The 25,808-nt window shown below is 64.9% G+C and carries 24 protein-coding genes and 4 tRNA genes; 10 read left to right on the top strand and 18 right to left on the bottom strand.

Going from position 1 to position 25,808, the window contains the following annotated elements:
- Positions 1–79: 79 nt before the first annotated feature.
- The 3 genes from FZI91_RS18895 to FZI91_RS18905 all read right to left on the bottom strand — a co-directional run bounded on the left by FZI91_RS18895 (position 80) and on the right by FZI91_RS18905 (position 2,192).
- A complete protein-coding gene (locus FZI91_RS18895; RefSeq protein ID WP_155940613.1) occupies positions 80–1,057 on the bottom strand; it encodes a GlxA family transcriptional regulator in 978 nt (325 codons plus the stop codon).
- A gap of 80 nt (positions 1,058–1,137) precedes the next feature.
- Complete coding sequence (locus FZI91_RS18900; protein WP_309224149.1) at positions 1,138–1,566, bottom strand: TIGR02611 family protein; 429 nt, start codon at positions 1,564–1,566, stop codon at positions 1,138–1,140.
- The gene (locus tag FZI91_RS18905) at positions 1,563–2,192 is read right to left on the bottom strand and encodes a PaaI family thioesterase (protein ID WP_155940614.1); all 630 of its coding nucleotides are present in this window, start codon (positions 2,190–2,192) and stop codon (positions 1,563–1,565) included. The genes FZI91_RS18900 and FZI91_RS18905 overlap by 4 nt, the downstream gene beginning before the upstream one ends.
- A 19-nt stretch (positions 2,193–2,211) precedes the next feature.
- Between FZI91_RS18905 and FZI91_RS18910 the strand changes: the two genes are divergently transcribed.
- A complete protein-coding gene (locus FZI91_RS18910; RefSeq protein ID WP_162526325.1) occupies positions 2,212–2,709 on the top strand; it encodes a DUF1990 family protein in 498 nt (165 codons plus the stop codon).
- Between the two features lie 234 nt (positions 2,710–2,943).
- Positions 2,944–3,255: a hypothetical protein gene (locus FZI91_RS18915; RefSeq protein WP_155940615.1), complete on the top strand. Its 312-nt coding sequence runs from the start codon at positions 2,944–2,946 to the stop codon at positions 3,253–3,255.
- Between the two features lie 55 nt (positions 3,256–3,310).
- Here FZI91_RS18915 and FZI91_RS18920 read toward each other — a convergent pair whose 3' ends face one another.
- Positions 3,311–3,919 carry a class I SAM-dependent methyltransferase gene (locus FZI91_RS18920; RefSeq protein WP_162526326.1) on the bottom strand — a complete coding sequence of 203 codons (609 nt, stop codon included), beginning with the start codon at positions 3,917–3,919 and terminating at the stop codon, positions 3,311–3,313.
- A gap of 77 nt (positions 3,920–3,996) precedes the next feature.
- Here FZI91_RS18920 and FZI91_RS18925 point away from each other — a divergent pair, with 77 nt between their 5' ends.
- A complete protein-coding gene (locus tag FZI91_RS18925; protein ID WP_155940616.1) occupies positions 3,997–4,425 on the top strand; it encodes a PPOX class F420-dependent oxidoreductase in 429 nt (142 codons plus the stop codon).
- Here FZI91_RS18925 and FZI91_RS18930 read toward each other — a convergent pair whose 3' ends face one another.
- The 5 genes from FZI91_RS18930 to FZI91_RS18950 all read right to left on the bottom strand — a co-directional run bounded on the left by FZI91_RS18930 (position 4,426) and on the right by FZI91_RS18950 (position 9,292).
- Positions 4,426–4,878: a DUF3592 domain-containing protein gene (locus FZI91_RS18930; RefSeq protein WP_155940842.1), complete on the bottom strand. Its 453-nt coding sequence runs from the start codon at positions 4,876–4,878 to the stop codon at positions 4,426–4,428. It lies immediately after the preceding gene.
- A gap of 49 nt (positions 4,879–4,927) precedes the next feature.
- Positions 4,928–6,292 carry an aldehyde dehydrogenase family protein gene (locus FZI91_RS18935; RefSeq protein WP_162526341.1) on the bottom strand — a complete coding sequence of 455 codons (1,365 nt, stop codon included), beginning with the start codon at positions 6,290–6,292 and terminating at the stop codon, positions 4,928–4,930.
- Between the two features lie 29 nt (positions 6,293–6,321).
- On the bottom strand, positions 6,322–7,413 hold the full coding sequence (locus FZI91_RS18940) for a phenazine antibiotic biosynthesis protein (RefSeq protein WP_155940618.1): 1,092 nt from the start codon (positions 7,411–7,413) through the stop codon (positions 6,322–6,324).
- Between the two features lie 61 nt (positions 7,414–7,474).
- Complete coding sequence (locus FZI91_RS18945) at positions 7,475–8,593, bottom strand: diguanylate cyclase (RefSeq protein WP_155940619.1); 1,119 nt, start codon at positions 8,591–8,593, stop codon at positions 7,475–7,477.
- A gap of 69 nt (positions 8,594–8,662) precedes the next feature.
- A complete protein-coding gene (locus tag FZI91_RS18950) occupies positions 8,663–9,292 on the bottom strand; it encodes a TetR/AcrR family transcriptional regulator (protein WP_203448842.1) in 630 nt (209 codons plus the stop codon).
- Positions 9,293–9,336: 44 nt separating this feature from the next.
- Here FZI91_RS18950 and FZI91_RS18955 point away from each other — a divergent pair, with 44 nt between their 5' ends.
- On the top strand, positions 9,337–10,713 hold the full coding sequence (locus FZI91_RS18955; protein ID WP_155940620.1) for an oxygenase MpaB family protein: 1,377 nt from the start codon (positions 9,337–9,339) through the stop codon (positions 10,711–10,713).
- On the opposite strand, the gene FZI91_RS18960 is transcribed toward FZI91_RS18955, so the two are convergent.
- The gene (locus tag FZI91_RS18960) at positions 10,710–11,246 is read right to left on the bottom strand and encodes an AAA family ATPase (RefSeq protein ID WP_162526327.1); all 537 of its coding nucleotides are present in this window, start codon (positions 11,244–11,246) and stop codon (positions 10,710–10,712) included. The two genes, FZI91_RS18955 and FZI91_RS18960, sit on opposite strands and share 4 nt — an antisense overlap.
- Positions 11,247–11,489: 243 nt before the next feature.
- On the opposite strand from FZI91_RS18960, the gene FZI91_RS18965 reads away from it, so the two are divergent.
- Together FZI91_RS18965 and FZI91_RS18970 are read left to right on the top strand one after the other, a co-directional pair.
- Positions 11,490–13,598: an ATP-dependent DNA helicase RecQ gene (locus FZI91_RS18965; RefSeq protein ID WP_155940622.1), complete on the top strand. Its 2,109-nt coding sequence runs from the start codon at positions 11,490–11,492 to the stop codon at positions 13,596–13,598.
- A 280-nt stretch (positions 13,599–13,878) separates the two neighbouring features.
- Entirely contained in the window at positions 13,879–14,925 is a 1,047-nt protein-coding gene (locus FZI91_RS18970) for an alpha/beta fold hydrolase (RefSeq protein WP_155940623.1), read from the top strand.
- Between the two features lie 296 nt (positions 14,926–15,221).
- Here FZI91_RS18970 and FZI91_RS18975 read toward each other — a convergent pair.
- Positions 15,222–15,296 (bottom strand) — tRNA-Val (locus FZI91_RS18975).
- A 168-nt stretch (positions 15,297–15,464) separates the two neighbouring features.
- On the opposite strand from FZI91_RS18975, the gene FZI91_RS18980 reads away from it, so the two are divergent.
- The 3 genes from FZI91_RS18980 (at position 15,465) to FZI91_RS18990 (ending at position 15,720) form a co-directional block, all read left to right on the top strand.
- A tRNA-Gly gene (locus FZI91_RS18980) sits at positions 15,465–15,537 on the top strand.
- 24 nt (positions 15,538–15,561) lie between these two features.
- A tRNA-Cys gene (locus tag FZI91_RS18985) sits at positions 15,562–15,632 on the top strand.
- A 13-nt stretch (positions 15,633–15,645) separates the two neighbouring features.
- Positions 15,646–15,720: transfer RNA gene (locus FZI91_RS18990), tRNA-Val, on the top strand.
- 134 nt (positions 15,721–15,854) lie between these two features.
- Here the strand turns inward: FZI91_RS18990 and FZI91_RS18995 are convergent.
- From FZI91_RS18995 to FZI91_RS19020, 6 genes are read right to left on the bottom strand one after another with little or no spacing between them, the layout of a single operon-like run.
- Positions 15,855–16,712 (bottom strand): carbon-nitrogen hydrolase family protein, encoded by an 858-nt coding sequence (locus FZI91_RS18995; protein WP_155940624.1) that lies wholly within the window; start codon positions 16,710–16,712, stop codon positions 15,855–15,857.
- Positions 16,713–16,721: 9 nt separating this feature from the next.
- Positions 16,722–17,465, bottom strand: coding sequence for a 3-keto-5-aminohexanoate cleavage protein (locus FZI91_RS19000; protein ID WP_155940625.1), 744 nt, complete (start codon positions 17,463–17,465; stop codon positions 16,722–16,724).
- 8 nt (positions 17,466–17,473) lie between these two features.
- Complete coding sequence (locus FZI91_RS19005; RefSeq protein WP_155940626.1) at positions 17,474–18,547, bottom strand: XdhC family protein; 1,074 nt, start codon at positions 18,545–18,547, stop codon at positions 17,474–17,476.
- Positions 18,544–21,252 carry a molybdopterin-dependent oxidoreductase gene (locus FZI91_RS19010; protein ID WP_162526328.1) on the bottom strand — a complete coding sequence of 903 codons (2,709 nt, stop codon included), beginning with the start codon at positions 21,250–21,252 and terminating at the stop codon, positions 18,544–18,546. Before FZI91_RS19010 ends, FZI91_RS19005 begins: the two co-directional genes overlap by 4 nt.
- The gene (locus tag FZI91_RS19015; protein WP_155940628.1) at positions 21,249–22,061 is read right to left on the bottom strand and encodes a xanthine dehydrogenase family protein subunit M; all 813 of its coding nucleotides are present in this window, start codon (positions 22,059–22,061) and stop codon (positions 21,249–21,251) included. Before FZI91_RS19015 ends, FZI91_RS19010 begins: the two co-directional genes overlap by 4 nt.
- The gene (locus tag FZI91_RS19020; RefSeq protein ID WP_162526342.1) at positions 22,061–23,416 is read right to left on the bottom strand and encodes an 8-oxoguanine deaminase; all 1,356 of its coding nucleotides are present in this window, start codon (positions 23,414–23,416) and stop codon (positions 22,061–22,063) included. Before FZI91_RS19020 ends, FZI91_RS19015 begins: the two co-directional genes overlap by 1 nt.
- 98 nt (positions 23,417–23,514) lie before the next feature.
- Here FZI91_RS19020 and FZI91_RS19025 point away from each other — a divergent pair, with 98 nt between their 5' ends.
- Positions 23,515–24,903 carry an amidohydrolase family protein gene (locus tag FZI91_RS19025; protein WP_162526343.1) on the top strand — a complete coding sequence of 463 codons (1,389 nt, stop codon included), beginning with the start codon at positions 23,515–23,517 and terminating at the stop codon, positions 24,901–24,903.
- Here FZI91_RS19025 and pucL read toward each other — a convergent pair.
- Entirely contained in the window at positions 24,900–25,808 is a 909-nt protein-coding gene (gene pucL, locus FZI91_RS19030) for a factor-independent urate hydroxylase (protein ID WP_155940631.1), read from the bottom strand. The genes FZI91_RS19025 and pucL overlap by 4 nt on opposite strands.

Consider the following 25,808-nt stretch of genomic DNA (forward strand, 5'->3'; position numbering starts at 1 on the left):
AGGTGCCTAAGGACGGGGTTGCGGACTCATGCTATCGGTCCGCACCAGGGACTTCCCAGCCTGATGGCGGTCGTGGCGCCTAAGCCGACTGCGCCCGGAAGGTGTTCCGATACGCCAGCGGCGCGACACCGGTGAGCCGGCGGAACTGCTCCCGGAAATTCGCAGGTGAACCGAACCCAACCTCGCGCCCAATCCACTCCACCGGTTCGGCGGAGCGTTCCAGCAGCTGCTGGGCGTGACGGACCCGTACCCCGGTCAGCCATTGCATGGGTGTCTGTCCCGTTTCCGCACGAAACCGCCGGTTGAGGCTGCGCACGCTGGTGGAGGCCCGAACGGCGAGGTCCTCCAGGGACAGTTCGAGATGGGCGTTGTGCTCGATCCAGGCCAGCATTTCGCCGAGGCCGGCCTCGGTCCGCCGGCGATTCCTGATGACGTACTGCGCCTGGCCGCCCTCGCGGTGCAGCGGCGTCACCGCTATCCGCGCCGCCTCGGCAGCGACCGCAGCACCGAGATCGCGCGCGATGATGTGCAGGCACAGATCCAGCCCTGCCGCGGCGCCGGCCGAGGTGAGTACCTGCCCCTCGTCGACGTACAGGACATCGGCATCCAGACGCACCGCCGGAAACATCTGCCGAAACAGGTCCACAGCCATCCAATGCGTGGTGGCCCGCTTGCCATCCAGAATCCCCGCCTGTGCGAGCGTGAATGCACCCGCACAGATGGATGCGATCCGCACGCCGCGCCGGTACGCATCTTGCAGGGCATCGAGCACCCCGTCCGGCAGTGGCGACAGCAGGTCGGTACGGGCCGGAACCACGATGGTGTCGGCTTCCGAAAATGCTTCCAGCCCGTGATCCGTCGCGATGCCAAAGGGGCCCGCCGACACAATCGGCGCGGTCCCTCCGACCAGCACGCGGTACGGCCGGAACCCGTCGTCCAGTCGTACCTGACCGAACGCATCGACGGCGGTGGCTAGGTCGAACCCGACAGTTCCGGGCAGCGCGAGCACGACCACGCAGTGAGGCTCGCGGGAACGATCCAGCGGCGCGGTCTGCATTCGCCGAGCGTAGAGCACGAGTGGCAATATTTCGTTGGAGAGAGGCTATCTAGCCACTTCCGCTCCGGCGATAGCGAAAGTCAGGCGCCAAGCCCTAGCGGGCTCTTCAGCCAGAGCGCCTCCACCCCGAGCAGCGCGGCGACCCAGCCGATCGCGCCGAGCACCCATAGCGTCGCCGCCACGACGGCGGCCGTGAAGAGCACTCCGATCCCCCGCACCCAGCGCGGCTGAGTGGCGAACCAGGCCATAAACCTGTCGTATCGGGCCCGGACCGCATGGAGCAGCTTTCCTGCCCAAGCGAATTCAGTAGCAAGGATGGCCAGCCCCAGGAACACGATTGCCCATCCGGGTCCCGGATACGGAATGGCGACGATCCCTGCCCCGAGCACAGCCAGACCGACAACGGCGACGACCATGCGGTAGGCGATATCCAGCGAGGGACGATCCCGCGCCCGATCACGCCACCGGGCCCACCAGCGGGTGGCCCTGCGCCAGGCGCTATCGGTCACGGCTGGCCCGGGTTGAGCTTGATGAAGAGCGCGTCAGCCTCGGCCAGCACGTCATCCCCGTCGAGAAGCCTGCCGGTCAGGAACGTCTTGCGTCCTTCCACCCGGTCCAGGGTGCAGTCGTACTGCAGCTCCTTGTCAATGGGCGTGACCTTGCGGTAGTTGATGTTGAGGTAGGCGGTGCGCAGCTTGCGCATATCAGTCAGCAGCATGGTGCCGGTCCCGAAGATGGTGTCGAAGAGCAAGCCAAGGCATCCGCCGTGCACGGCACCGTTGCGCCCCAAGTGATAACGGCCGAAAGTGGCTGTGCCCGTAAGGACCCCATCACTAAAACTGTCGACCGTCATCGGAACCAAGAGGATGTTTCCGCGCAGCGGAAGGTCGGTGCGTCGACCCGACGGGGCATCCCATTCGGAGACCTCGTGCGGAGCAAGTAGATCGTTCATGGCCTCGAGTTGATCGGCCAGCTCCGTGACCACCTCATCGGGAGGCAGGACGGCGCGGGCGCGGTCCTGCAGGGTTCGCAGCGCGTCGATGAAGCGGCCGTAGTCAGGTCCGCCCTTGAGGGTGGGATCGGGCAGGTTGAACCCGCCGCCCTCATGCGCTGTTACTGCTTCCTCGGTGGTCATGCTCCCCTACGTTATTGGGGTGGATATCGCGCGGTTGAGCCAGCTCCCGTTCACCTACCCGGAGATCGGCGCGACGGCCGGTGAATTGCCCGCCGGGTATCACCATTTGCACGAATCACGGCAGATAGGGGTGGGTAGGGCTCGATTCGACGAGGCCGCCCAGAGCCTGATGCTCTTCGGCATTCAACGCGGGATTGGACTGCCCGTGCAGACATCGGCAGCGGGGGCCGCCGAGGGCGTGAACGTGGCGACACGACTCTGGCCGTTCTGGGCGTTGTGCCGCGTTGTCTACGTGGTCGACGAGCCGAATCGGCGCGGTTTCGCATACGGGACGTTGCAGGGACATCCCGAAACCGGCGAAGAGGCCTTCACGGTTAACATTGATCCATCCAACGACGTTGTGTCCGTGGAGATTACGGCGTTCTCAAAGCCCTCTTTCTGGTGGGTGCGTGCAGGCAACGTGGCAGCTCGGCAGCTACAGCGGTTAGTAACTCAGCGTTATCTACGCGCGCTCTGACCCGAAGCCTGTTCCCCTCCGGTTCGATAACCCTCCCCGGGTAGGCTATTAGTTAACTGAGCGCTTCCGATAGCTACATTGCGCGTGTCCGAATGCCTGGCGCGTCTCCTGGGAGGATCGAGCATCGTCGGCACCCGATCTGGGATTCAGCAAATCTTTATGGCAACAGATTAGTTATCATCTGTAACCTGGTGTTCAGTTTTCATTCATGCACCGTTAGGAGCGCTGACCCGCATGGTCTCACTGCCCACCCGTGTCGCATTGTTCGCTGGCGCCCTGGGCGCCTCCGCGGCGATGTACCTCGCCCCGATTGCCGCCGCGGACCCGCCGGTGTGTTCGGCCGGGGAAACTCCCTACAACCACAGCTGCCGTACCGCCTGCGCCGGTGGCGCACCACGCGTCAGCGGGGCCTGCACCCAGCCCAGCACCAATCTGTATGACCGCGGGTTCCACGAGCCCACCCATGAGGGCGCCAACCCACGCACGCCGCTGGGTACCAACCCGCAGGTGCCGTTCGGAACGAACACCACGACCACGTTGCAGTAGGCGCATTTCGACACGGTGCCCGGTTGACAATGTTGTCGACCGGGCACTGCCAGCTCTAATCCTGTCGCCGCCGAGCGAGCCATACGGTGTGGCGACCACAGTCCGGGTCTTCGGACTTGTGCGCCAGCACGTCGAACCCGTTTTCGCTCAACAGCATGCGGTATCGATGTTCGTCCATACTCGCGTGGTAGAGCCGCTCGCCCTGGTACGTACCAATGCTCACACCGGCCGAAGGACCGGTGGTGAACATGAGTGCCCCGCCACCTGTCACGTGCCGCGAGAAGATCGGGAACATCCACTCTTGGTCACCAACAGGAAGGTGAAAGAGGCTGTTCCACGCGATGATTCCACAGAATGCGCGGTCCAGGGCCAGCGTCCGCATATCTTCCACATGCCAATCGTGTTCCGGGAATTGGTTTTTGCAGATACTGATCATTGCGGCGGCCCCGTCCACGCCGACGATCTGGCAACCGTGCTCAATCAGGTATCCGGCGATCGGGACTCCTGTGCCACATCCAAGGTCGAGAACTTCGGGCTCGTCTGGCAGTAGTGCCAAGAACTGGTCCAGCCAGGCCTTCTCGATGACCTGATCGCCACGGATCTGAGACCAACTGCTCACGGTGCGCTGGTAAAGCTCGATCACACGATCCGCGTCCGAGGCCACGGCTCGAATCTACCGACGTGATCCGACGTCCTCCCAGTGCGGGAATGAAATCGGCGCCTACGGAGTAGACATCGGACATGGAACTCAACGAGGCCGCCCGCGTACTCATCGGCGCGGGTGCTGACGCCACGCTCGTCACCATCAACCCCGACGGCAGCCCACAGGTTTCCGTCGTGTGGGTTGCCCTGCAATCCGGCGCAGACGGGGACGAGCTGGTCGCCGCGCACCTGTCCGGTGGATACAAGAAGCTGCGCAACATCCGGCGCGATCCCCATGTCGCCGTGACCATCCTCGCGCCCAGCCGGCCCGGCCAGATACGCGACTACCTGACAGTCACGGGTACTGCGCGCGTCGTCGAGGGTGGCGCGCCCGAGCTCCTCAAGAAGCTTGCCATTGCCCTGCTGGGCACCGACGAACACTTTCCGCCTCCGGACTCCCCCGACGGGTATCTCACCCGGATCCGCGTCGAATCCGTTGCCGGTAACGGACCCTGGGTTTCGCCGTAGCTACTCGCGTCGGCGGAAATGCCAGGGCACGAAGATTCCGACCGCCACAAGCGCCAGGCCCAGCACGCCAAAGATCAGCGGGAGGCCCCACGCGGCGTCGAACGAATTGACTTCGGCCTCTTGCGGATTCGCGACGTTGTAGCGAACCGACACATCGCGTCCGGTTCTCGGGGAGAGCAGACCTGAGGTGTTGGAGGTGAAGGTGAACTGCTTCCCCTCGACCTCGAACCGCACGATGGGATAGTCCGATGTGTGACAGTCTCCGTCGGAGTCACAGCTGCGGCGAGGCTCCTGGCCGATTACCAGGCCCTCAGTAACAGCGCTGTGCTGCTGGAACCTTGACTCGTGGACACCGACAGCACCACCAATGCCCGCGAAGATCAGTCCAACCACAACGAATATCGCGCAGACTATGAACGGCGTGTTGTCGACATTGCGTGTGAACGCCTTCATCATTCCTCCCCATCGCCCTACGGCTACCTCAGATTGTCGCCCATGATCGTCAGTCGCGGATGACGCCCTTGGTGCGCATGAGGAAATCGGCGAGGAAGCCGTCATGCGGGATCTCGGGCGCGGCGTACGAGGTGAGGTGCTGGCCGCTGTAGACGTTGGCCACCGTCGGCTCGTCCAGGAGCGCGTCGATCAGCTCCCCGTCGCTGGTGATCGCGTTGATCACCAACGAATGCCGCAGCGGGGCAATACCATCGGCCCGCGACCACGGCGAGATCCACGCGCAAGGGAATGCTAGCTCGGTGTTCAGCGTGTCGACATCGGGTCGTGCCAGCAGGTGCACCGCCGGCCGCAGGGCCGCCGAACCGTCACCGAGGTCTGCCACCACTTGGTCTGCGCCCAATAGTGCTGTGGCGCAATGAGCCTTTACCGCAAGATGATCGGCAACGCGCTTGGCCGCATCGAGGGGCTGCGTCGGCAGGGTCGCGCGTTCGTCGGCGGCTGGCAGCGGCGCGATTGTCGCGAGCCTGGCGGCGATGGCCTGCGCCAGTGGGCGCGGATCACCCTCGTAAAGAACGGCGGTGGTGTTGGTGCATGCCATTCCGCCCTGCCCACTGATCGATTCGACGATGACGTCCAGGTAGTCGCGCCAGTCCTGTTCGGCAGTGATCAGGATCTTGGTGCGGCCCGGTCCGTTCACCATTACCGTCGGATCGGCCGCGTACTTGTCGACGATGCCTTGCCCGCCGTACACAACGGCGAGATCGGCGGCGCTGATGATCTCAGCCGCCCCCGCATGGTCGGTGGGCAGATACAGCGCGTCTTCCGGACGAAACCCGGCGTGACGCAAGGCGTTGACGAGCCGGTGACCGGTGAACGGCTCACGTCGCGACGGACGAATCGCGACCCGATAACCCAGCGCCAGCGCCTGTATCCAGGCGCCGTGCACGCCCGGGCTGTTTCCCGATGCGTGGACAGCGAGCACCTCGCCGCGACGTGACCACACCGCGCTTCCCCTCCGGGTGGGCTCATCACGCCAGTCGAGGGCGGCGCCCACCGGCCGTGCGGGCGCCGCCGCTTCGACAGCGCCGCGTACCGCCGCGGCAACACCGCGGGCACTGGACCGCGCCACCGCGATCGGCAGGCCCGATACCCGGCTGACCATCCCGACGTACTGCTCGAAGCCCAGGCCACCGATCTCGGCGGTCGCGAAGATCTCTGCGGCCTCTGCCAGAGCGACGCCGCGGTGCGCGGCCGAGAGCGGTCTCACCGTGCGCTGCGCCTGGATGCTGCGGTGCACATACAGCGCGGGCACGATGCTCAGCTCGGCGACGGGCACGCCCATTACGTCCGCAATCACCTCATGGGCGCGGGTGCGGTACCCGCCGATGGGTCCGAGCGCGTCGAGTTGAACTATTGTGCTGCTTGGTTTCTCGTCGACCATATTCAGTAGACACCTTCGATGACGGCCTCGCCATCGAAGGTGGCCACGGGCGCGACCTCGCTTACCGAATCCCCGATCTGACCGTCGAGCCCACGGACGCGGATCGCACTGTCGCGTTCGAGGTTGTTGGGGATGAACATGCCCTTGCTGATGTGGTTCATCACCACCTGGCCGCGCTCGCCATAGGGGACGCGCTCCCCCGTGTCCGGATCGATCACCCAGAACACCACGTAGGGCGAGCGTGGATCGAACACGAAGGCGTCGCCGTCAACACGAGTCTTGGTCTGGGACAATATCATCGTGCTGCCGAACGCCATGGCGATGGCCGCAGTCGGAAAGACCTCACGGAGCAGATCGAGGGTGTCCAGATCCACGTGGGCACCGCTGAGCAGGATGTAGCGGATCTGCTGATTCACCAGATCCACCAAGGTGTCGTCGCGCGCGATCGCGCCCAACAACGGTGGACTGGTGTGCAGGTTCCCCACCTTCTGGGTCTGCAGAACAAACCGGGCTTGCTCCAGGACATGCTCTACGTATGCGGACACTTCTGCGGCGGCGCCCCGCGCGGCAATCTTCTTGACCCAGCGTGGATCCAGATCCACCGGATAGAACACCGAACCCAGCCGCTCGCTGACCGCGCGCGAAAAGTGGCCGACCCCATGTGGCCCGGTGGGCATCAGGAACAGCAGACCCGAGCCCACCACGAAGCCGCCGGAGGTGAAGTCCTCGATCTGCCATTGGGTGACCTGTTCAACCCAGTCCGGCAGCTGTGCAGTGCGTTTGGGTGCTCCGGTAGTGCCTCCCGACTCAAAGATCTTCGGAATGGGTGCCGGCAATCCGTAGCCGCGCGGGATCAGGTCTTCGATCGGCGCAAGCCGCAGTTCGTTGACCACGTTAGGGAACAGCCGAAGATCCTCGAACCCATTCACGTCGGTCAACGGGTTGAAGTCCAACGTCCGTGCGATCTGCAACCAGAACGGTGAGCCGGTGTCGTCACCGAAATGCCACGCGATCGCGGTACGCAGATACGCCACTGGATCGACCACCGGTGTAGGTCGTGGGACATCCAGTAGCGAGAAGTCGATCTCGGCCATGGCTCAATCCTGGCGTAGTGACGGCCATCCCGAATGGAGTTTCACACCCGTTCGCGGCGCGTTAACCCTGCCAGATCTCCACGCGATTACCGCCGTTGCGTTTGGCGGAGTACATCGCGTGGTCGGCGTCAGTGACTAGGCATGCTACGACGCTGCCCCTCGCGGCCGATGCCAGCGGTTGAGCGGTCGCGACACCCACACTTCCGGTGACCGGGGCGGCGACGACCGATTCCACTCCGGCCCGGATCCGCTCGGCAAGCGTCTGCGCCTGCGGCGCCGGAGCAATGACCATTACGCAAAACTCTTCTCCCCCAAGACGTCCAACCACCGCACTGTCGCCCGCGATCTCCTCGATGCGCGCCGCGGTGGCCACTATCACCTGGTCTCCGACGGTGTGGCCGAACAGGTCGTTGATCTTCTTGAACCGATCGAGATCGATCATGATGGCGCTCAGTTCGGCCTCTCTAGATCGTGCCGCCGTGACCAGTGCCGTGGATTGATCGTCGAACCCGCGCCGATTGCGCAGCCCGGTGAGTTGGTCGATCCCCGCCGCCGCAGCGTCGTTGGTCAGCACCAACTGCGCGAAATGGATGATTGGTGGCACTCCGATCATCAGCGCCGCACTAATGATCGACTTCGCCAGGGCGACCGCCCAGCCGTGCTGCACGGCCACGATGATCGCCATGATGGCTAGTCCCGGGAGCGATGTCACCAAGTAGAGAGTGATGAGCCGGGCGCCGTGGAATGCGCAGATGTAGATCGCCATCAGCGACAACGCGGCCAAGCCAAACATGCCGGTGACGTGGTCGGAGTCGGCAAAGCAGCCAATCCATATTGCCGCCACCGACGTGACCGCGAACACCGCAGATTCCCGTTCCCTGGGCAGCGGACCCAACCACCACCGCAGCATCCAGAATGCGCCAATCAGTGCGGCCACAATGTCGATTGATCGCCAGAACACCGTCTGCGGCCCCAATGGCGAGTACTGCATCACGAAGGGCACGATGGCCAACGCCCCGGCACAGCCACCCACGACAAGGCGCAACGCACCCACCAGCGAGCGCGCGGAGAGGTACGACACCACCAGGTCGTAGCGCGTGGGCGAATTCCACCACCGCGCGAAGGCATCACGCGTAGGTATGTAAGCCGTAGCGGTGATGCGGGCCGCGAATGCCGCCATGATTCTCCTTATTGCCCCGCCGAGGGGAAAGTATCGCAACACCGTCGACGCTGGACACGCAAAACAGCGTTACCCGTTGCCGCGCAGGAAGTATCCGGCTACCAGGTCGACGAGTTCGTCCAGAAACTCGTCGCGGTCGATGGCAGGTTCTTCGAGTACATATCGGATGGTCAAATTTTCGACGGTTCGGATCGCAATCCAGATGCGGGCGTTGGCGTGTTTCGACGTCGAGGAGCGGACGCGTAGATCCATCACCGCAAGCTCACCGACCCGCCGCTCAAAGTCCGCAATCTTGCTACCGAGGCCGAGGCGCGGCGTGTGCTCGATCATCGCCCGAAGAAGCTCGGGCTGCTCACTCATAGTGTCTAAAAGCACTGCGAGGGTTCGGCGGACGGCGTGTAGGTCACTGGCCCTCCCGACCTGCTCCATGAGTTCGTGGGTGACTGCCGCCGTAATGCGGTCTGCGTACTCATCGACAACGGCCGCGATGATGACGTCCTTGTTCGGGAAGTACTGGTACAGCGAGCCCGGACTGATGCCCGCCGCCTCCGCGATCCGGTTGGTGGAGGCGCCCTCATATCCGTGCTCGATCAAGACCTGGCGGCCCGCGTCGACGATTCGCTCAACCATCAAACGCGAGCGTTCCTGCCGCGGGGTACGGCGCGGAATCCCTGGCTGGCCGCTCGTCGCTGGTGTCATCACGCGAATTGTATGCGAGTAAAAGCTCGTGTCACGATTTTGGCATGACATCGTCGTCAACCCGAGGGAACCGCGTCGATGACGCGGCAGCGACCGGCCCCCACCCCTACGACTATTACTGGCGGCCCGGGATGCCCTTACGCACCGCACCGCCCCGGGTGAGATTCGATGCGATCTGGTCCCCACCTCGTCGACTGCAGTTGGCGCCGTGGAGGGACTTCAAGGACGTGCCTGTGGCGACAGCGTGGACCGACCTGTACACGGATCACCTATGGCAAGGCGACGAATTGATGGACAACGTCGTCAACCGGTTCCGCCGCATGGGGGCGGGCGAAGGGCGCACGATCTTGGAGCAGGCGCTCGACCATGGCATCGGCTCTGTCGATATCCCGCCACGGGAACTGACCGACCTATTCGAGCAGCTGGACAATTCCCCCGCCTGGTTCGACCCAGACATGTGGGAGCGAGGACGGCAGTTGTGGAACAACGCCTCGCTGGCAAGCAAGATCGGAATGGCCATCGGAGACGGCTTCGGGACCCTCGTCGGCGACGAGGTCTCCAACGCCACCGGACGAACGGGACGGCTGGTGAACGACCCCCTCCGGCGCTATCTCGAAACACTGACCTGGTTCCACAACATGACCTACCGCGGCGCGATGTCGCGAACCTCCGATCCGTTCAAGGACACCGTGCGGGTCCGACTGATGCATGCGCAGGTGCGTGCCGGACTGCGCCGCAGTTGCGGGGATGACCACTTCGCTCATCACGGCAATCCCATCTCCAATGCCACGATGATGGCCGCGGCACTCACCTTCGGCCTGCAGCCGTTGTTGATCGACCACGCACACGGACGCACTTGCACCACAAGCGATCTCGATGCCGTACTGATGTATTGGGGTTACATCGCGTACATATTCGGCGTCGCCGACGAACTCATCCCCCAGAACTGTGCACAGGCACTGGAAGCGATGGACTTCACCCTTGCCCACGCCGGGGGCCCATCCGAGTGGACCGACACCATGATCACCACAATGATCGACGGTGAGCGTGCGGGACCTCTCACGCGCGCGGCGATGACACCAGTACTCGGGCTGATGGCTTACTACGGGGGCACAGACATGACCAAGGCGCTGATTCGCGCCACCAGCCTGACCACGGTTACCTTCGCACCGTGGATACGCGTCGCCAGCGTGTTCGTGAACCTCAATGTCCGATTCCGCAGACTGCTCGACCGCACGCCCCGCGCTGCGCAACGAGCCAGGGCGCGGGAAAGCGACTCCGCGATGTTCGGCGCATGGCTGAAGGTCGTCCGATTCGCCGCGGCTCGAGGGGGAATCCACGAGACCCGATACGACCACCACAACCAGACCGCCTCGATCGGCGCCGGCTGCCCGATCCCACCGCCAAGCGTGTCGCCCTAGCCGACGTTGGCAAGCACCTCGTCGGCCAATTCTGCTGGGGTGAGCCGATCCGAGCGCAGCATCAGCGTCCCCTCCGGCTGGCAAGTGGCGGCAGCGACGGCCTCATCCACACGGGTCAGTCCGAACACCACCGCCGACTCGGCCCACACAGCGTTACTGGGGTCGATCGCGCGGGCCCTGGCGTTGAGCCGTTCCCGAAGCACATCGGCGTCGGCCTCAAGGAAGATGTGCAGGACGTCCTGGCCAGCGTCTGCCAAGCCGCGGAGGATCTGGTCCCGGTAGGCCTGGCGGATCAACGACATTGGGACGATGAGAGTGTCCGCGTGATGCTTGCGCAGTGAGATCGCGGTCGCGACCACCAGTTCCCGCCAGCTCGGCAGATGCTGGAAATCGTCGTTGGGCGACAACCACTTCCAGAGCATGGCGCCGACGTCTTCCGGGTCGTAGACGACCGCGTCAGGGAGGCGCCGATGCAGCTCCTGCGCCAGCGTCGTCTTGCCCGCTCCGAAACCGCCGTTAAGCCAGATGATCACCAAACCAAGGTATCCGGCAGCCCGAGCTACTCACGCTGGTGGACGCTGGCCCATTGCAACTGCGCACACGCAATTAGAAGGAGCGTCCAGTAGGGTCCGCGTGCAGTCCCCCGGAGGTCGTGGGCTGTGCTCGAATCACCATGCCGGTCACCTCTCGCCGTACCGGCTGTCTCACCGACTAGTCGGTGAGGTCAAGGCGAGCCGACCACGACAGCAAGCAATCGAACGCGAGGGATGTGGACCATGAGCCAACTGAGCGGGGCCCGGGCGGATCAGGCTCGCGAGGTGATAGAAGCGCTGGCCGGTCCCGGTGCGATGCTGCGGGAAGATCAAGAGACCGCTGTGACAGCGCTATTGGAGCCTGCGGCCCGGGTGCTGGTGGTCCAAGCCACAGGTTGGGGCAAATCCGCGGTGTACTGGGTCGCGACAGCGATCAGACGTGCCGAAGGCGCCGGACCGGCACTAATCGTCTCGCCGCTGCTCTCCCTGATGCGCGATCAGGTCGCCGCTGCCGCCCGAGCAGGGCTGCGAGCCGCAACTCTCAACTCGTCCAACTTCGACGACTGGAGTCCGATCGAAGCGCGGCTCGTGGCTGGCGACATCGATGTGCTTCTGGTGTCACCGGAACGGTTAGCTAACCCGTCGTTTGGCCGCAGGGTCCTTTCGGCACTCGAAGGCTCCATGGGGCTACTGGTCATAGACGAGGCGCACGCGGTATCTGACTGGGGACACGATTTCCGTCCCGACTACCGCCGGGTGTCGGATGTGCTCACCCGGCTGAACCCGCAGACGCCGGTACTGGCCACCACCGCAACGGCAAACACGCGAGTCACCGATGACGTGGCCACCCAGCTTGGCGATGCCACGCTTGTTCTGCGCGGACCGCTAGCCCGTCGCTCGTTGCAACTCAATGTGCTGCCATCGATGTCGCCGCTGGCACGTTACGCCTGGGTCGCTCACCACTTGGATGAGTTACCGGGATCGGGCATCGTCTACGTGCTCACCGTGGCCGATGCGCAACGCCTCGTGGACGGCATTCACGCCGTACACCCACAGGCAAAAGTCGCTGCGTACACCGGTCAACTCGATGCGGACACGCGAGCTCGGTTAGAGGACGCGCTACGTGAAAACCAGATCAAAGCTCTGATCGCCACCTCCGCCCTGGGGATGGGCTTCGACAAACCCGACCTCGGGTTCGTAATCCACGTTGGCTCGCCGCCGTCACCGGTCAGCTACTACCAACAGGTTGGCCGCGCTGGCCGTGCCATCGACCACGCAGCGGTGGTGCTGCTTCCATCGGAATCCGATGCCGGCATTTGGGACTACTTCACCACCGCATCGATTCCAGATCCCAAACAGATGGAGACAGTGCTCACCGCTCTCGCCGATGAGGCGCGCAACGGTGTGGCATCGACATCGGTGAACGCGCTTGAGGCCAAAACAGGTATTCGACGCACACGAATCGAACTCATGGTCAAACAGCTCGCCGTCGACGGCGCAGCGGAGCGGGTCGACGGCGGTTGGCAAGCCACTGGTAGCCCCTGGCGCTTCGATGCAGCGCACTATGACGGCATCATCGCCACGCGCCGCCGCGAGGCCAACATCATGAAGGCTTACACGCGGAGCGAACGCTGCCTCATGCAGTTGCTCACAGAATCGCTCGACGACCCCCAGGCAGCATCTTGTGGACGCTGCTCGGTCTGCCTCGGGCAGACACCCGATGGGCTGGGCCTGCACGCGCCCGCCGAGTTAATGCAGAAGGTCGCCACCGCCCTGCGTACAAACTCCACGATGCTCGAAACGCGCAAGATGTGGCCCGGCGGAGAGTTCGGTGCTCGCGGCAAGATTCCAGCGGACCTGCTTGCCGAGACCGGTCGCGTACTGGTCCACGCCGACGCACCCGAATGGAGCGGGGTGATTACCGCTGCAGATGCAGGCGATCCCCAGGCGATCGAGGCGCTGACCCAGGCCGCAGTCTCCACCCTCGCCCGATGGCGCGACGAATGGGTCGCTCGTCCGGAGATCGCGGTATCGCTGCAGCTGACCGGTACGCCCAATCCGGTGCAGCCGGTGACCGACCAAATTGCAACGATCGGTCGTTTGCGGCAGGCGGCGATGCCGGTGGCTGCGGGTACGGCTCCCGACCGCAATTCATCCGGCGCGGCGGAGGCCGCCCACTGGCGTGACGCGATCGGCATGGACGACTCGCTCCGAGAAATGATCAAAGGCCGGTGTGTGCTGCTCGTGATCGACTCGACCTCCACCCGGTGGCCCGTCACCGTTGCGGCCGCTCATCTACGGAAAGCGGGTGCGCGAGCGGTGCTGCCCTTGCTCATTCACCACCCGGCCTGATGCGACCCAGCAACACTTATTGAGCATGTAGATACAGTGGGCCTCTCGATCGAACTGAGACCCCAATTACTTTCAGCCAAAGACCAATTCGCCCTCAACAGCGCAGGGTCCCGTAAGCCAGCCGGACGGATTGAGGCGGCCAGCCCCGGTCAATACTCTCGCGTCGTCAATGTGTCGTGCGCGCCACAAACCGTTGTATATCAACCGGTCTACTGAAAGGCTTTGGTGGGCCAATGAATAGGCCGGGCAGTGTCAACAAGAAGGAGAGCACGAACTAATCATGGCCTCGATTCCGGTCTCGGCAAGAAACTTGTTCGCCATCACTCTCGGCGACGGTGTGCACCCACCCAGGCCGACCAGCCATGAGGTGCTGTTCGACGAGCCGCATCGCCAATTGCGCCGTTACGGCACTGACGATCCGCGTGAGTCCAGCACTGTCCCAGTCCTCTTGGTTCCGCCGCTGGCAGCCTCGGCGACATGCTATGACCTCGCACCGGGTCAGTCACTGGTCGCGCACCTACTCGAGGAGGGCCGTACGCCCTATGTCGTCGACTACGGTGAAATCGGCTGGGCAGATAGGCATCTGGGCCTGGAGGCCTTCTTCGCCGACATCATTCCGCAGGCCATCGAGCGGGTACTCATCGATTCCGGCAAAGCGCAGCTCGACCTGATTGGGTGGAGCCTGGGCGGCACCCTGAGCCTCTTGACCGCCGCGGCCGACCGCGGATTACCGATCCGCTCGATCGCCGCGATCGGCACCCCGTTGGACTACGGACAAATCCCGGGATATCCCGAAGCCCGCCGAATCACCAAGCCCACCAATGGCTATGCCGTCACCACGGTGCTGCGGGCCTTGGGCGGCATTCCCGCTCCGGTGGTGCAGGCCGCCTACCGCGCCACCTCGTGGAACCGCGAAATCAAGCGCCCCTGGTTCCTCCTGAACAATCTGGACAACACCGAAGCCTTGGCCAAGGCTGAGGTGATCGACCGGTTTCAGGATGCCTTCCCCGGTTATCCGGGACGGGCGGTATCGCAGATGTGGGGCCGATTTATCTATCACGATGAGATCGCCTCTGGCGTGGTCAATGTGGCCGGCTACGGCCTCGATCTGACTGCCCTGACACTGCCGATCCAGCTGTTCGGCAGCCACCGTGATGCCATCGCGCCGTGGCAGTGTGTTCACAACGGCGTGGCGATGCTCAAGTCGGCGGACGTCCGGTTCACCACGGTGGAGGCGAGCCACCTCGGGCTAGTGGCACTGGCCGCAGGTGTAAACGAGACGTGGCCGGCAATCGATGACTTCTTGGCCGAGTTGGACGGGCGCTAGAGCTAGGCAACATCCATACGACTCTTCATCTGCTCCCAGGATGGCCTCTGAAGACGATGCTCTGACGCTTAGCGTCAATCCGCCCTAGCATCCCGGAGTACCGGGTTGGACGTACTCACTTCTCGCGAGTCCGGGGGCGTGACTTGTCAGCTGCGTCACGTCATTTGATCGCTAAGCGCTGCCAACCAGGCCGGATGGATAGTCCGGTTTGGGTCAGATCTGGGTCAAATTCTCAATCGGCACTTAGTTGGCACGGCGTATGGCAAACCAGAAAAACTCTTCTGCCTGCAACTTTATGGTGGTCCCGGCTGGGTTCGAACCAGCGACCCCTCGCGTGTGAGGCGAGTGCTCTTCCGCTGAGCTACGAGACCGCATGATGATCGGTGATGGCTGATCAATCGAGGTGAAAGGCTAGCACGAGGTGCCGGAAAGACCGCAGTCCGGCAGCCGACGGGCCGCTCACGCAAGGGATTTGTGATTAAACCTCCCGTTCGACTACTGTTTCACTTCGCACCGGGTGACGATCTCATCCGTTGCGCGCGGATGTAGCGCAGTTGGTAGCGCACAACCTTGCCAAGGTTGGGGTCGCGGGTTCGAATCCCGTCATCCGCTCGAAGGTGGACAAGCATCCCCTGTGGTGGAGTGGCCGAGTGGTGAGGCAACGGCCTGCAAAGCCGTGCACACGGGTTCGATTCCCGTCTCCACCTCGTTTCAAGACAGGCGCGATTAGCTCAGCGGGAGAGCGCTTCCCTGACACGGAAGAGGTCACTGGTTCAATCCCAGTATCGCGCACCAGCATAACCGCAGATAGTTGATGGTTTTCCACCCTGGAATCGGGGCGCATCGGCCAGGTATGGGCTAACAATCGGCAAGCTGACAACGCCGACAGGACTTAGCCCGCTTCCCCAATCCAGGCATTGACCGTCAGATCAGACGACGCGCGAGCCCCTGTCCGTGAGGGCTGAATTCAATTCAGGACGCATATCGGCGAGGTAAGGGTTGGCGCGCTGCGCTAAGCGCACGACCTCCGTGTCGACCTCGGCGATGATCGTGCCGGTCCCCGATTCGATGCGGTCGAGCACATCCCCGTCGGGACCGACGATGCTGCTCCGACCAACGTAGGTCGTCGCGTTCTCGACACCGTCGTGGTTGATGTAGGCCAGATAGATCTGGTTCTCCCAGGCGCGGGCCCGAATCACGACATCGGCGACGAACTCGAAGGGTGCCATCTGTGCCGTCGGCACCGCGAGCAGGTGCGCACCCGCGAGGGCACTCATCCGGGCATTCTCGGGAAACTCGACGTCGTAACAAATCATCACGCCGATGTTGACGCCGCGATACTGCACCACGGTCACTGGTTGGCTTCCCGCCGTGAAGTACGCACGATCGATCTCGCCGAACAGGTGTGTCTTTTGGTGGCGACCGCGCACGGCGCCTCGCTCGTCGATGAAGACAGCGTTGTTGTACAGCGCTCCCGCAGTAGCACTTTCGGCCAGACCCACGATAATGGCGATCTTGTTCTGTTCGGCGATTGAGCGCACCGCGTCAAGATGATCGGTACTCACCAGTTCCGGTAAACGATCCCCGATGTCGTATCCGGTCACGAACAGCTCTGGCGTGATGAGTAGATCTGCTTGTCCGGCTAGCCTTTTTGCGACCTTATCGAGTTCGGCAAGGTTCGCGTCCGGGTTCGCGGGGTTCCCGGCCGACTGCAGGCCCGCGACTCTCAGTTTCGTGGAAATCGACAAACCTCCGGCCGTGACGACGTTCTTATCACTCTGCGGCATACGGGGCTCTCACGCATCCGAAGCTCCTAAAATTGCGGCGCGCATCCGGCCACTCCCAGCGGTCACGAGTTCGGCATTGCTTGCGGCGAGCGATCCATCCGGCAGACGCAATGTGTCCTCAAGGCCTATCCGTGCGGCCACACCGCGCGCCGCCGCGAGGTCGAGCATGGGCCATGCTGACGAGTCCTCACCGTGCAGCAGCACATCTGCAGCACCGGCCACCCGAACCTGTGTCAGCATCCGCACTGCCTGCTGTTCGACCTCGGTGCCGGCGACGCCGCCCTGCAGCTCCAGCAGGACGCGGAAACAATCCCTACGCAGCGGCGAGCTCGACCACGCCAGCGCGGACGTCTCGTTCCATAACCCCGCTTCCACGCCGATGCCGCGGTTCAGCAGGGCCTCGGCGACCTCGGCCGCGCCCTCCTCATGCCAATTCACCGACGCGAAGTCCGGCAGCTCGGCCCAGGAGTTGATGGCCGCGCAGCGCGCTGCCGGGTCAGGCATCGCCCAGGCGCCCGTGGTAACACCCACCGGAAGGCCCGGGCACCGCGCACGGATGGTCGCAATCACCGGATCGACAGCACTCGCCAGTAGCGAGTCGAACCCCTTGGTGTCCTTGGCATGAACATGGATGGCCGTTGCCCCCGCGCCGCGGCACGCCGCGACATCCGCTGCGATCTCCCTGGGCGTGTACGGGATCGCGGGGTGCTGATCCCTGCGCCGCGCGCCGTTCACGCATACCTTCAGATACATCGTCCGCCCTACCGGTGGATCGGCCCGTCGGTGTCGCTCAACGCACGCCCGGAGCCTCCCGATGTCTCGGCAATGATCTGCGCGGCAATGGATATGGCGGTCTCTTCGGGGGTACGGGCATTGAGGTCCAGGCCCAGTGGGCTGCGCAGCCGCCGCAGTTGATCCTCGGTGAGGCCCTGCTCGCGCAGCCGCTCCACCCGGTCGGTATGCGTGCGCCGCGAGCCCAATGCGCCGACAAACGCCACCGGACCAACGGTCAGCGCCGCCGCCAGCATCGGCACGTCGAACTTCGGGTCATGGGTCAGCACGCACACCACGGTGCGCGCGTCGACGCGCCCGACCTCCGCCTCGCCACGTAGGTACCGGTGCGGCCAGTCGACCACCACCTCCTGCGCGTGCGGGAACTGCGCCGGGGTCGCGAACACCTCGCGGGCATCGACCACCGTCACTCGATAGCCGAGCTGACTACCGGTGCGGCTCAAGGCCCGTACAAAGGCGTTGGCCCCTGCCAGGATCATCCGGGGCGGCGCGGCGAATGCCTGTACGAACACCCGGGGCAAGGCGGATTGGTCGGGCTCGCAGCGGTCCGCTCCCGCCACCGCGCTGCGCCCGGCACGCACCAGGGCCGCGATATCGCCGTCGATCAGCGGCCACGGGACCGGCTCGCCCGGGCTCACCAGCGCCCAGTCGGGAGCTCCCGACAGCGTGCTCACCAACGCCATCGGCCGCCCTGACTGCACCAAGTCATGCAACCGGAGCAGCAGCGGCAATCGTTCGGCGCCAACGCATTCGGTGACGACCTCGATCTCGCCACCGCAGGTGAGACCGGGCGCGATCCCGTCGTCGATACCGAACCGCTCGCTCACACTTAGGCCCGTCTCCAGCACTTCGCGCGCGGTTTCGATGACCGCGGCCTCCACGCAGCCACCTGACAGTGACCCGATGACGGCGCCGTCGCCGGTCACGATCATGGCCGCGCCCGGCTCGCGCGGCGCCGCGCCGCTGACCTCCACGACGCGAGCCAGTGCGACCGCGTCACCGCTTTCGAGTAAGGCAAGCATGTCACCGAGCACATCCCTCATGAGTGCTCCCCTCCCCCAGATCCGTTAAAGGCCTGCCACACTCGTGCCGCATTCATCGGCAGCCGATACATCCGGACACCGACGGCATCACGGATAGCGTTGGCCAATGCCGGCGCCACCGGGTTGTACGGAGACTCACTCATCGACTTGGCCCCCAACGGCCCCAAAGTGTCGTAGGTATCCGCGAAGTAGACCTCGGTATCAGGCAGGTCAACCAGCTGCGGAATGTGGTAGTTGCGCAAGGTCGCCGTGCTGACGATGCCGTCCTGCACCAGGATCTCCTCGTAGAGCGCCGAGCCGATGGCCTGTGCCACACCGCCTTCCACCTGCCCGCGGCATTGCTGCGGATTGATGACTACCCCGGCATCGGCGGACTGCACCGATTGCAGGATCCGCACGGAGCCGGTGTCCGGATGCACCCCGACCCGGAACGCCTGGACGTTGAACGCAACCGATCGTGGAGTGCCCTCGTGACGCCCCAGCGCCATCAGCGGCTGCGGCGTCGAGGCCGCGATATCGGTCAGGCCCAGCAGGTCCTCGCCGATTTTCACCCCGCCCCGTCCCAGCACACATCTGCTTTCGGGCACCGCCATTTTGGACGCAACAAATCGGATGATCTTGTCTCGCAATAGCTCTGCTGCCCGGTGCACAGCCAGACCGGCGACGGTCGTCCCGGCCGAGCCAAAGGCCCCGGTGTCGTAGCCCACCTCATCGGTATCGGCCTGATGAATGTCGATCTGGTCGGGTACACACCCGAGCACGGCAGCGGCGAGCTGCGCGTGCACGGTCGTGGTGCCGTTGCCGAATTCGGCCGATCCCACCGATATCCGGTAGCGGCCCCGCGCGTCCAGCTCGGCACGCGCGTCGGCCATATGGCCGCGCGGGGGCACGGTCGCGATCATGGCGATAGCCATGCCCTCCCCCACCTTCCAGCCCGCAGGCAGGGGCGACCCGTTGCGCGCCGGATCAGCAGCACCCTGCGCCAGGGCATGCTGCGCCAGATCCAAGCACTGGTCCAGGCCGTAACTACCGAATTCGAGATCGTCCTCCTCGACCTCCCAGCTGACGAACCGATCTCCGGGAACGATGGCGTTGCGGCGCCGGAACTCGAACGGGTCAATACCCAGCTCGCGGGCCAGCTCATCGAGCGCCGATTCGATCCCGAAGAGCACCTGCCCCAACCCGTAACCGCGGAATGCGCCGGACGGGATGTTGTTGGTGTACACGGCCTTTGCGTCGACTCTCTTGTTAGCGCACCGGTATTGGGCCATGGATTCGTTGCAGCCGTGGAACATGACCCCGACGCTGTGATTGCCGTAGGCCCCGGCATCCGAGAGCACGTCAACGGCCAACGCGGTCAGTACGCCGTCCGGCCTTGCCGCCGCGGTCACGTTCACCCGCATCGGATGTCGGCACGGAGCGATGGTGAACTGGTCGCTGCGACTGAACTCGTAGACGGCGGGCGCCCCAGTCGCACGCACCGCCAGCAGCACCAAGTCCTCGGTGAGCATCTCCTGCTTGGCACCGAAGCCGCCGCCTACCCGGGGCGCGAATACCCGAACCTGTTCGCGGGCAAGGTCGAAGACATGGCAGAGCTCATCGCGCACCAGGAACGGAACCTGGCTGCTGGTGCGCAGGACGTAGCGTCCACGCTCGTCCCGCCAGCCCACGCAGCCGTGCGTCTCCAGGTGGACATGCTGCACGCGGGCGGTCTGCCAGCTGCCGCTGACCACCGCGCCATTCTTCTGCGCGCGGGCCACGGCCGCCGCGATATCGCCGACCTCACCGTGCACCTCGGCGACGAGATTGCGTGCCGTATCGGCGATCCTGGCGCCGGGCCCCTTTCCGCCATGCACCAGGTGGACCCCGGGCCGCTGGGCCAGCTCCGGGTCGAAGACCGCGGGCAGCACCTCGTACTCGACATCGATGTGTTCCAGTGCTCGCGCGGCGATGGTCGGCGAGTCCGCCACCACCGCGGCCACCCGCTGCCCTACGAACCGCAGCACGCGGTCGAAAACCAATGTGTCATCGGGATCATCGGTGCGCTCGTGATGCCGCGCGGTGGAGAACGGCACACCCGGATCGTCGTGGTAACACAGCACCGCGCGCACTCCCGGCAGGCCGCGCGCCTTCTCGATGTCGATCCGGGCGATCCGGGCCGACGGGTGCGGGCTGCCCAGTACCGCAATGTGTCCCACATCGGCGGGCAGCTGGTCCATGGTGTACGGCTCGGCACCGGTGACCACGCGTGCGGCGGCGGGAGCACTGACGGTGTCGCGCGGCGCCTCTTCACCGCAGATGGCGGCACGAATGGGCCGGTAGCCGGTGCATCGACACAGATTGCCCTTCAACGCATTCCCCAGGTCTTCGGTCTGGTCCTGGGTGAGCGTCGCTGCGGTCAGGACCATCCCGGCGGTACAGAAGCCGCACTGGAACCCGGCGTGGTCGATGAAACCGCGCTGCAAGGGATGCAGGCCATGCTCGTCGCCGAGGCTTCCGACGGTGAGAATCTCGGCGTCGGTGACACGGTGCGCGGGCACGATGCACGAGTGTTGCGACGCCCCGTCCACCAGCACCGTGCAGGCGCCGCAATCCCCTGCGTCACAGCCCTTCTTGACCTCGCTATGGCCGTGCTCGCGCAGGAACGTGCGCAGGCACTGCCCGGGCCGCGGGCTGGTGTCGACGAGGTGGCCGTTGACTTTCACGGGCGCCCGTCCGTCAGCTCCTGCGCGACCTCCCGAGCCAGTTGGGCCGTCACCGCACGACGCCAATCGGCGGTGCCGTGCGCGTCGGTATGAAATTCCCCATCGGGGATCGCCGCGGCGGCGCGGTAGGCGAGTTCCGGTTCCGGCGGGACCCGCAGCACGATCGGCCTGCGCGTGCCAGCGCTGATCCCCAGCACGATGCTGTCGCCGTCGAGCCTGCCGGTGACCAGGGCGCCGGAGCGGCCCAGTGCCGAGTAGGCAAGTTTGCGCATGGCGACCCGCTGCGCCAGCGCCACAGCCGGAAAGGTGATGGCGCGCAACACATCGCCGGGCTGCAACACCGTCTCGTTGATGCCCGTCACGAATTCCGTAACGGCGCAGCGTTCGTCGCTGCCGTCCCGGCGCCAGATCAGCAGTTCGGCGTCCAGGGCCGCACATAGCGAGATCATCGCCCCTGCCGGCAGGCCCAGGCAGATGTTGCCGCCGACGGTCGCGGTACGCCAGATCTTGAACGAGGCCAACAGCGCACGCGCGCACTCCCCAAAAAGGACGGTGGCACTCCAGTCGGGCGGGTAAGACGCCGTGATGAGGCGTTCGATACTGCAGGTGGCCGCGACCTCCAGACCGGCCTCATCGACCACCAGGTCCGGCCACCGCATACCTGTCAGGTCCACCAGACGCCGCAGTCTCGGCTGCGGCTCGCTCATCAGCCAGGTGCCGCCGGCCAGCACACCGTCCTGTTCCCCGAGGCCGCCAAGGTCGGCGCGCTCCCGCGGAATCATCACCGAGTCGATGGTGTGCAGATCCATCAGCGCACCCTGCTCATCAATCCATGATGCGCCGCCTGCACCGCGGCGGCGACCCGGTCGGTGTCGACGGTCAGCATCTCCCCGTTCCTGACGATCTGTTTCCCCCCGACCCACGAACACCTGATGGGCGGCACCTCGCCCAATACCAGGGCGGCCACCGGGTCGTCGATCCCGCTGTGTCCCAGCGTGCGCAGGTCCCACAGCACCAGATCGGCACACTTGCCCACCTCAATGGAGCCGATCTCTTCGGCGCGGCCCAACAGGCGGGCGCCGCCGAGTGTCGCCAGCTCCAGTGCGGTGCGGGTGCTCAGTGCCGTGGGCCCGCCGACCGCACGGGCGAACAGCAACGCCTGGTGGGCCTCCTCCAACATGCGACCCGACTCGTTGGAGGCGGCGCCGTCGACACCCAGGCCCACCGGCACCCCGGCCGCAAGCAGATCGTGGGTGCGCGCGATGCCCGCGCCCAGGCGCCCGTTGGAGGTCGGGCAATGCGCGATACCGGTGCCCGTGCCCGCGAGTCGGACGATGGCGCTGTCGTCGAAGTGGATACCGTGCGCGAACCACACATCGGGCCCCAGCCAGCCCAGCTCTTCCATGTATTCCAGGGGGCTGCAGCCGAACCGCTCGGCACAGTAGGCGGTTTCGTCCACGGTCTCGGCCAGGTGGGTGTGCAGCCGCACGCCGTGCTCGCGGGCCAGCAGCGCCGACTGACGCAGCAGCTCGCTAGTCACCGAGAAGGGCGAGCACGGCGCTATCCCGATGCGCACCATGGCTCCCGGAGTCGGGTCGTGCCAGCGGGCGATGGCCGCGGCACTGGCCTCCAGGGCGGCATCGATCGACTCCACCAGGCTGTCCGGAGGTAGGCCGCCCGCCGACTGCCCCAGATCCATCGAGCCCCGCGTGGGATCGAAGCGCAGCCCGACCTCCCGTGCGGCCTCGATCTCCGCTTCCATCAGATCACCTGCCCCCGAGGGAAATACGTAGTGGTGATCGGTGCTCGTGGTACATCCCGACAGCGCCAGCCAGCTCAGCGCGCCCTGCGCCGCCACGTGCAGGTTGTCCGCATCGATCCCCTTCCAGATCGGGTACAGCGCGGTAAGCCATTGGAAAAGGGTGTGATCGGCGGCGAGCCCACGGGTTATCCACTGGTACAGGTGGTGGTGGGTATTGACCAGCCCCGGTGTCAGCAGGGCGCCGCGGCCATCCACCCGTTCCACATCCGGCAATGCCGCCCACGGGTTCTGCTCCCCGCTAGCGAGCACCGCAGAGATCCGGCCGTCCTCGATAACCACCGTCGCGCCGTCGATCTCCCGCCTGTCCTGATCGACGGTGGCGGCGAATACGCTCTCGATCAATAGAATTGGACTCATCGGGATACCCCGCCGCCGCGCCTCGCGCTGCGCCACCGAGGCGCACTGTGCACTATGGTGCCATGGACCCGATCGCCGCTGCCATATACCGCGGGCACATCTTCCACATCACCGGCTCCCCCACGGTGACCGATGCCCCCGCGCACCTGCAGTCGATTCCCGACGGCGCACTGGCGGTGGACACCGACGGTGTGATCGCCTACTGCGGACCGTATGCGCAACTGCCCCAGGCGTACACCGCGTGGACCGTGCGTGACCATCGCGGAGGTTTCCTGCTGCCCGGCTTCGTGGACACCCATATGCACTTCCCGCAGACCTACTGCACCGATTCCTATAGCGGCGGCCAGCTGCTGGAGTGGCTGGAGCACTGCATCTTTCCGGCTGAGGCCCGCCTGTCCGATCCCGGATTGGCGCGGCGCGCGGCCGTCGCGTTCTGCCGCCGCCGCATCGCCGCCGGCACCACTGCCGCGATGGTGATGGGCTCCGCCTTCCCGGAAGCGCAGGAGGCGTTGTTCACCACAACCCGTGCCGCGGGTCTGCGGATGGTCAGCGGGCGCGGTGTGCAGACCGTCGGGCCCGAGAGCGCCCGGCCGCTGCTCACCACGACGGAACACGCGATCGCATTGTGTGCCCAGGAAATCGAGGCCTGGCACGGGGATGCCCTCACCGATGTCGCACTGGTGCCTAGGTTCTCGCTGTCCGTCACCACCGAAACCCTCGCAGCACTCGGCGAGCTCTACGACGGCGTACGCGGCGGGGGTGTCTACTTCCATTCTCACCTCAACGAGAACGCCCGCCCGGGCACCGGCGAGGTGGATACCACTCTCTCCACCTACGGCGTCGAGAGCTATCTGGATACCTATGACGGTCATTTCCTACCAGGCTCTCGCAAAGGCGGCTCAACCCTGTTGGGCCGCAGGAGCATCCTGGCGCACGGCGTGCACTGCCAGGACCAGGAATTGGCCCGCATGGCGGAGACGGGAAGCTCGATCGCGCACTGCCCCACCTCCCAGCTGTTCCTGGGGTCGGGCACCATGCCCTGGCGACGCACCGTCGCCAGCGGAGTCAACGTCGCGCTCGGCACCGATGTCGGGGCCGGCGACGAATGGCTGTTGGCTCGCGTCCTGAACGACTGTTTCAAGGTCCACATCTCTGAACCTGCCTCGGCCTCGGTGTCCCTACACCCGGCGGAACTGCTGTTCACCGCGACGCTGGCCGGGGCCCGGGCACTGGATCGGGAGCACACGTTCGGCAACCTGGACGTAGGCAAGGAGGCAGATTTCCTGGTCATCGATCCGCAACGATGGGAACCCCTGGCCGACAATCTGTCCCATGCCGTCCGCACCGAGGACGAGCAGCTGGCCACCGAGCAGACATTGTTTCGCCTGCTGATGGGACTCCGAGAGCCTGCCATCAGCTCCGTGCTGGTGCGGGGGCGCGATATCACCGACTACCTCGAGGGCGATCGCTAAAGCAACCAGGACAGATGCGGGGACCATGCCGGTCCGGCGTCCGGGGCGTCGTCACGGGCGACCGTGGCCTGGATCAACCCGTAGGGACGATCGTCGGCGTGGAACACCTCGTTGGGATTGTCCAGCCCGAAAGGCGATAGGTCGTAGACAAAGTGGTGCTTGTTGGGCGCCGAGAGCCGGACCTCCGCGATCGACGGATAGGTCTGCAGAATCGCCTTGCCGATCTCGTACAACGTCTGCTGCAGGGCCAGCGAGTGCACGGTGGCGAACCGCTCCAGAATAAGCGCCTTCACCCCGACATATGTTGCATCCCAGTCGACATCGGTACCCACGAAGCGCCACTTGGCCACCAGCGAGGTGGCCATCACCCGATCAGTCGTCGGCTGCAGGATCGTGTACTTGTCCTCCAGGAAATCGTGGAACTCCGAACCCGTCGATTTCAGCACCACCAGATCCTTGAGACCACCGATCACCCACGTGCGCTGTTGCGCGCCGACGCCGTCGACGGTGATCTCGGCGGTGCGCACCTCCTGACCCTTACGGGCCCAGGTGTGGTCATGCTCGCGGCCATCGACAACAACTCTCTCCCAGGCATATTCGTCGATCTCGATGCGCGCGCCGGTCACCGGCTCATACTCGTCCACGAAGTGATACGCCAGATCCAGGCCGTACCGCTCGATGGTCTCGATACCCTTTTCCTTGGCATAGGCGTAAATGGTCTGCTTCTGACTGTCGGTGGGCAGCACCTTGCGTTGATCGCCGTCGGTGTAGGCGGCAGCGAAATCACCGCGCAGCGCGCTACCCACGTTCAGATCCTTGATCTGGTGGCGCGGGGTATCGCGGTAGATCCGGACCACCCGGTTCTCGGCCTTGCCGTACTGGTTGCCTCCCAGGACGATTCCCAT

Source organism: Mycobacteroides sp. CBMA 271, from assembly GCF_009729205.1.
Classification (GTDB): domain Bacteria; phylum Actinomycetota; class Actinomycetes; order Mycobacteriales; family Mycobacteriaceae; genus Mycobacterium.

Bases quoted from the DNA above. Each gene is read 5' to 3' on its own strand.
- FZI91_RS18970 (WP_155940623.1), top strand. From the start codon at position 13,879: ATGGCCTCGATTCCGGTCTCGGCAAGAAACTTGTTCGCCATCACTCTC.
- FZI91_RS18895 (WP_155940613.1), bottom strand. From the start codon at position 1,057: ATGCAGACCGCGCCGCTGGATCGTTCCCGCGAGCCTCACTGCGTGGTC.
- FZI91_RS18965 (WP_155940622.1), top strand. From the start codon at position 11,490: ATGAGCCAACTGAGCGGGGCCCGGGCGGATCAGGCTCGCGAGGTGATA.
- pucL (WP_155940631.1), bottom strand. From the start codon at position 25,808: ATGGGAATCGTCCTGGGAGGCAACCAGTACGGCAAGGCCGAGAACCGG.
- FZI91_RS18950 (WP_203448842.1), bottom strand. From the start codon at position 9,292: ATGACACCAGCGACGAGCGGCCAGCCAGGGATTCCGCGCCGTACCCCG.
- FZI91_RS18930 (WP_155940842.1), bottom strand. From the start codon at position 4,878: ATGAAGGCGTTCACACGCAATGTCGACAACACGCCGTTCATAGTCTGC.
- FZI91_RS19015 (WP_155940628.1), bottom strand. From the start codon at position 22,061: ATGGATCTGCACACCATCGACTCGGTGATGATTCCGCGGGAGCGCGCC.
- FZI91_RS18945 (WP_155940619.1), bottom strand. From the start codon at position 8,593: ATGGCGGCATTCGCGGCCCGCATCACCGCTACGGCTTACATACCTACG.
- FZI91_RS18925 (WP_155940616.1), top strand. From the start codon at position 3,997: ATGGAACTCAACGAGGCCGCCCGCGTACTCATCGGCGCGGGTGCTGAC.
- FZI91_RS19005 (WP_155940626.1), bottom strand. From the start codon at position 18,547: ATGAGGGATGTGCTCGGTGACATGCTTGCCTTACTCGAAAGCGGTGAC.
- FZI91_RS18940 (WP_155940618.1), bottom strand. From the start codon at position 7,413: ATGGCCGAGATCGACTTCTCGCTACTGGATGTCCCACGACCTACACCG.
- FZI91_RS18955 (WP_155940620.1), top strand. From the start codon at position 9,337: ATGACATCGTCGTCAACCCGAGGGAACCGCGTCGATGACGCGGCAGCG.
- FZI91_RS18905 (WP_155940614.1), bottom strand. From the start codon at position 2,192: ATGACCACCGAGGAAGCAGTAACAGCGCATGAGGGCGGCGGGTTCAAC.
- FZI91_RS18915 (WP_155940615.1), top strand. From the start codon at position 2,944: ATGGTCTCACTGCCCACCCGTGTCGCATTGTTCGCTGGCGCCCTGGGC.
- FZI91_RS18995 (WP_155940624.1), bottom strand. From the start codon at position 16,712: ATGCCGCAGAGTGATAAGAACGTCGTCACGGCCGGAGGTTTGTCGATT.
- FZI91_RS19000 (WP_155940625.1), bottom strand. From the start codon at position 17,465: ATGTATCTGAAGGTATGCGTGAACGGCGCGCGGCGCAGGGATCAGCAC.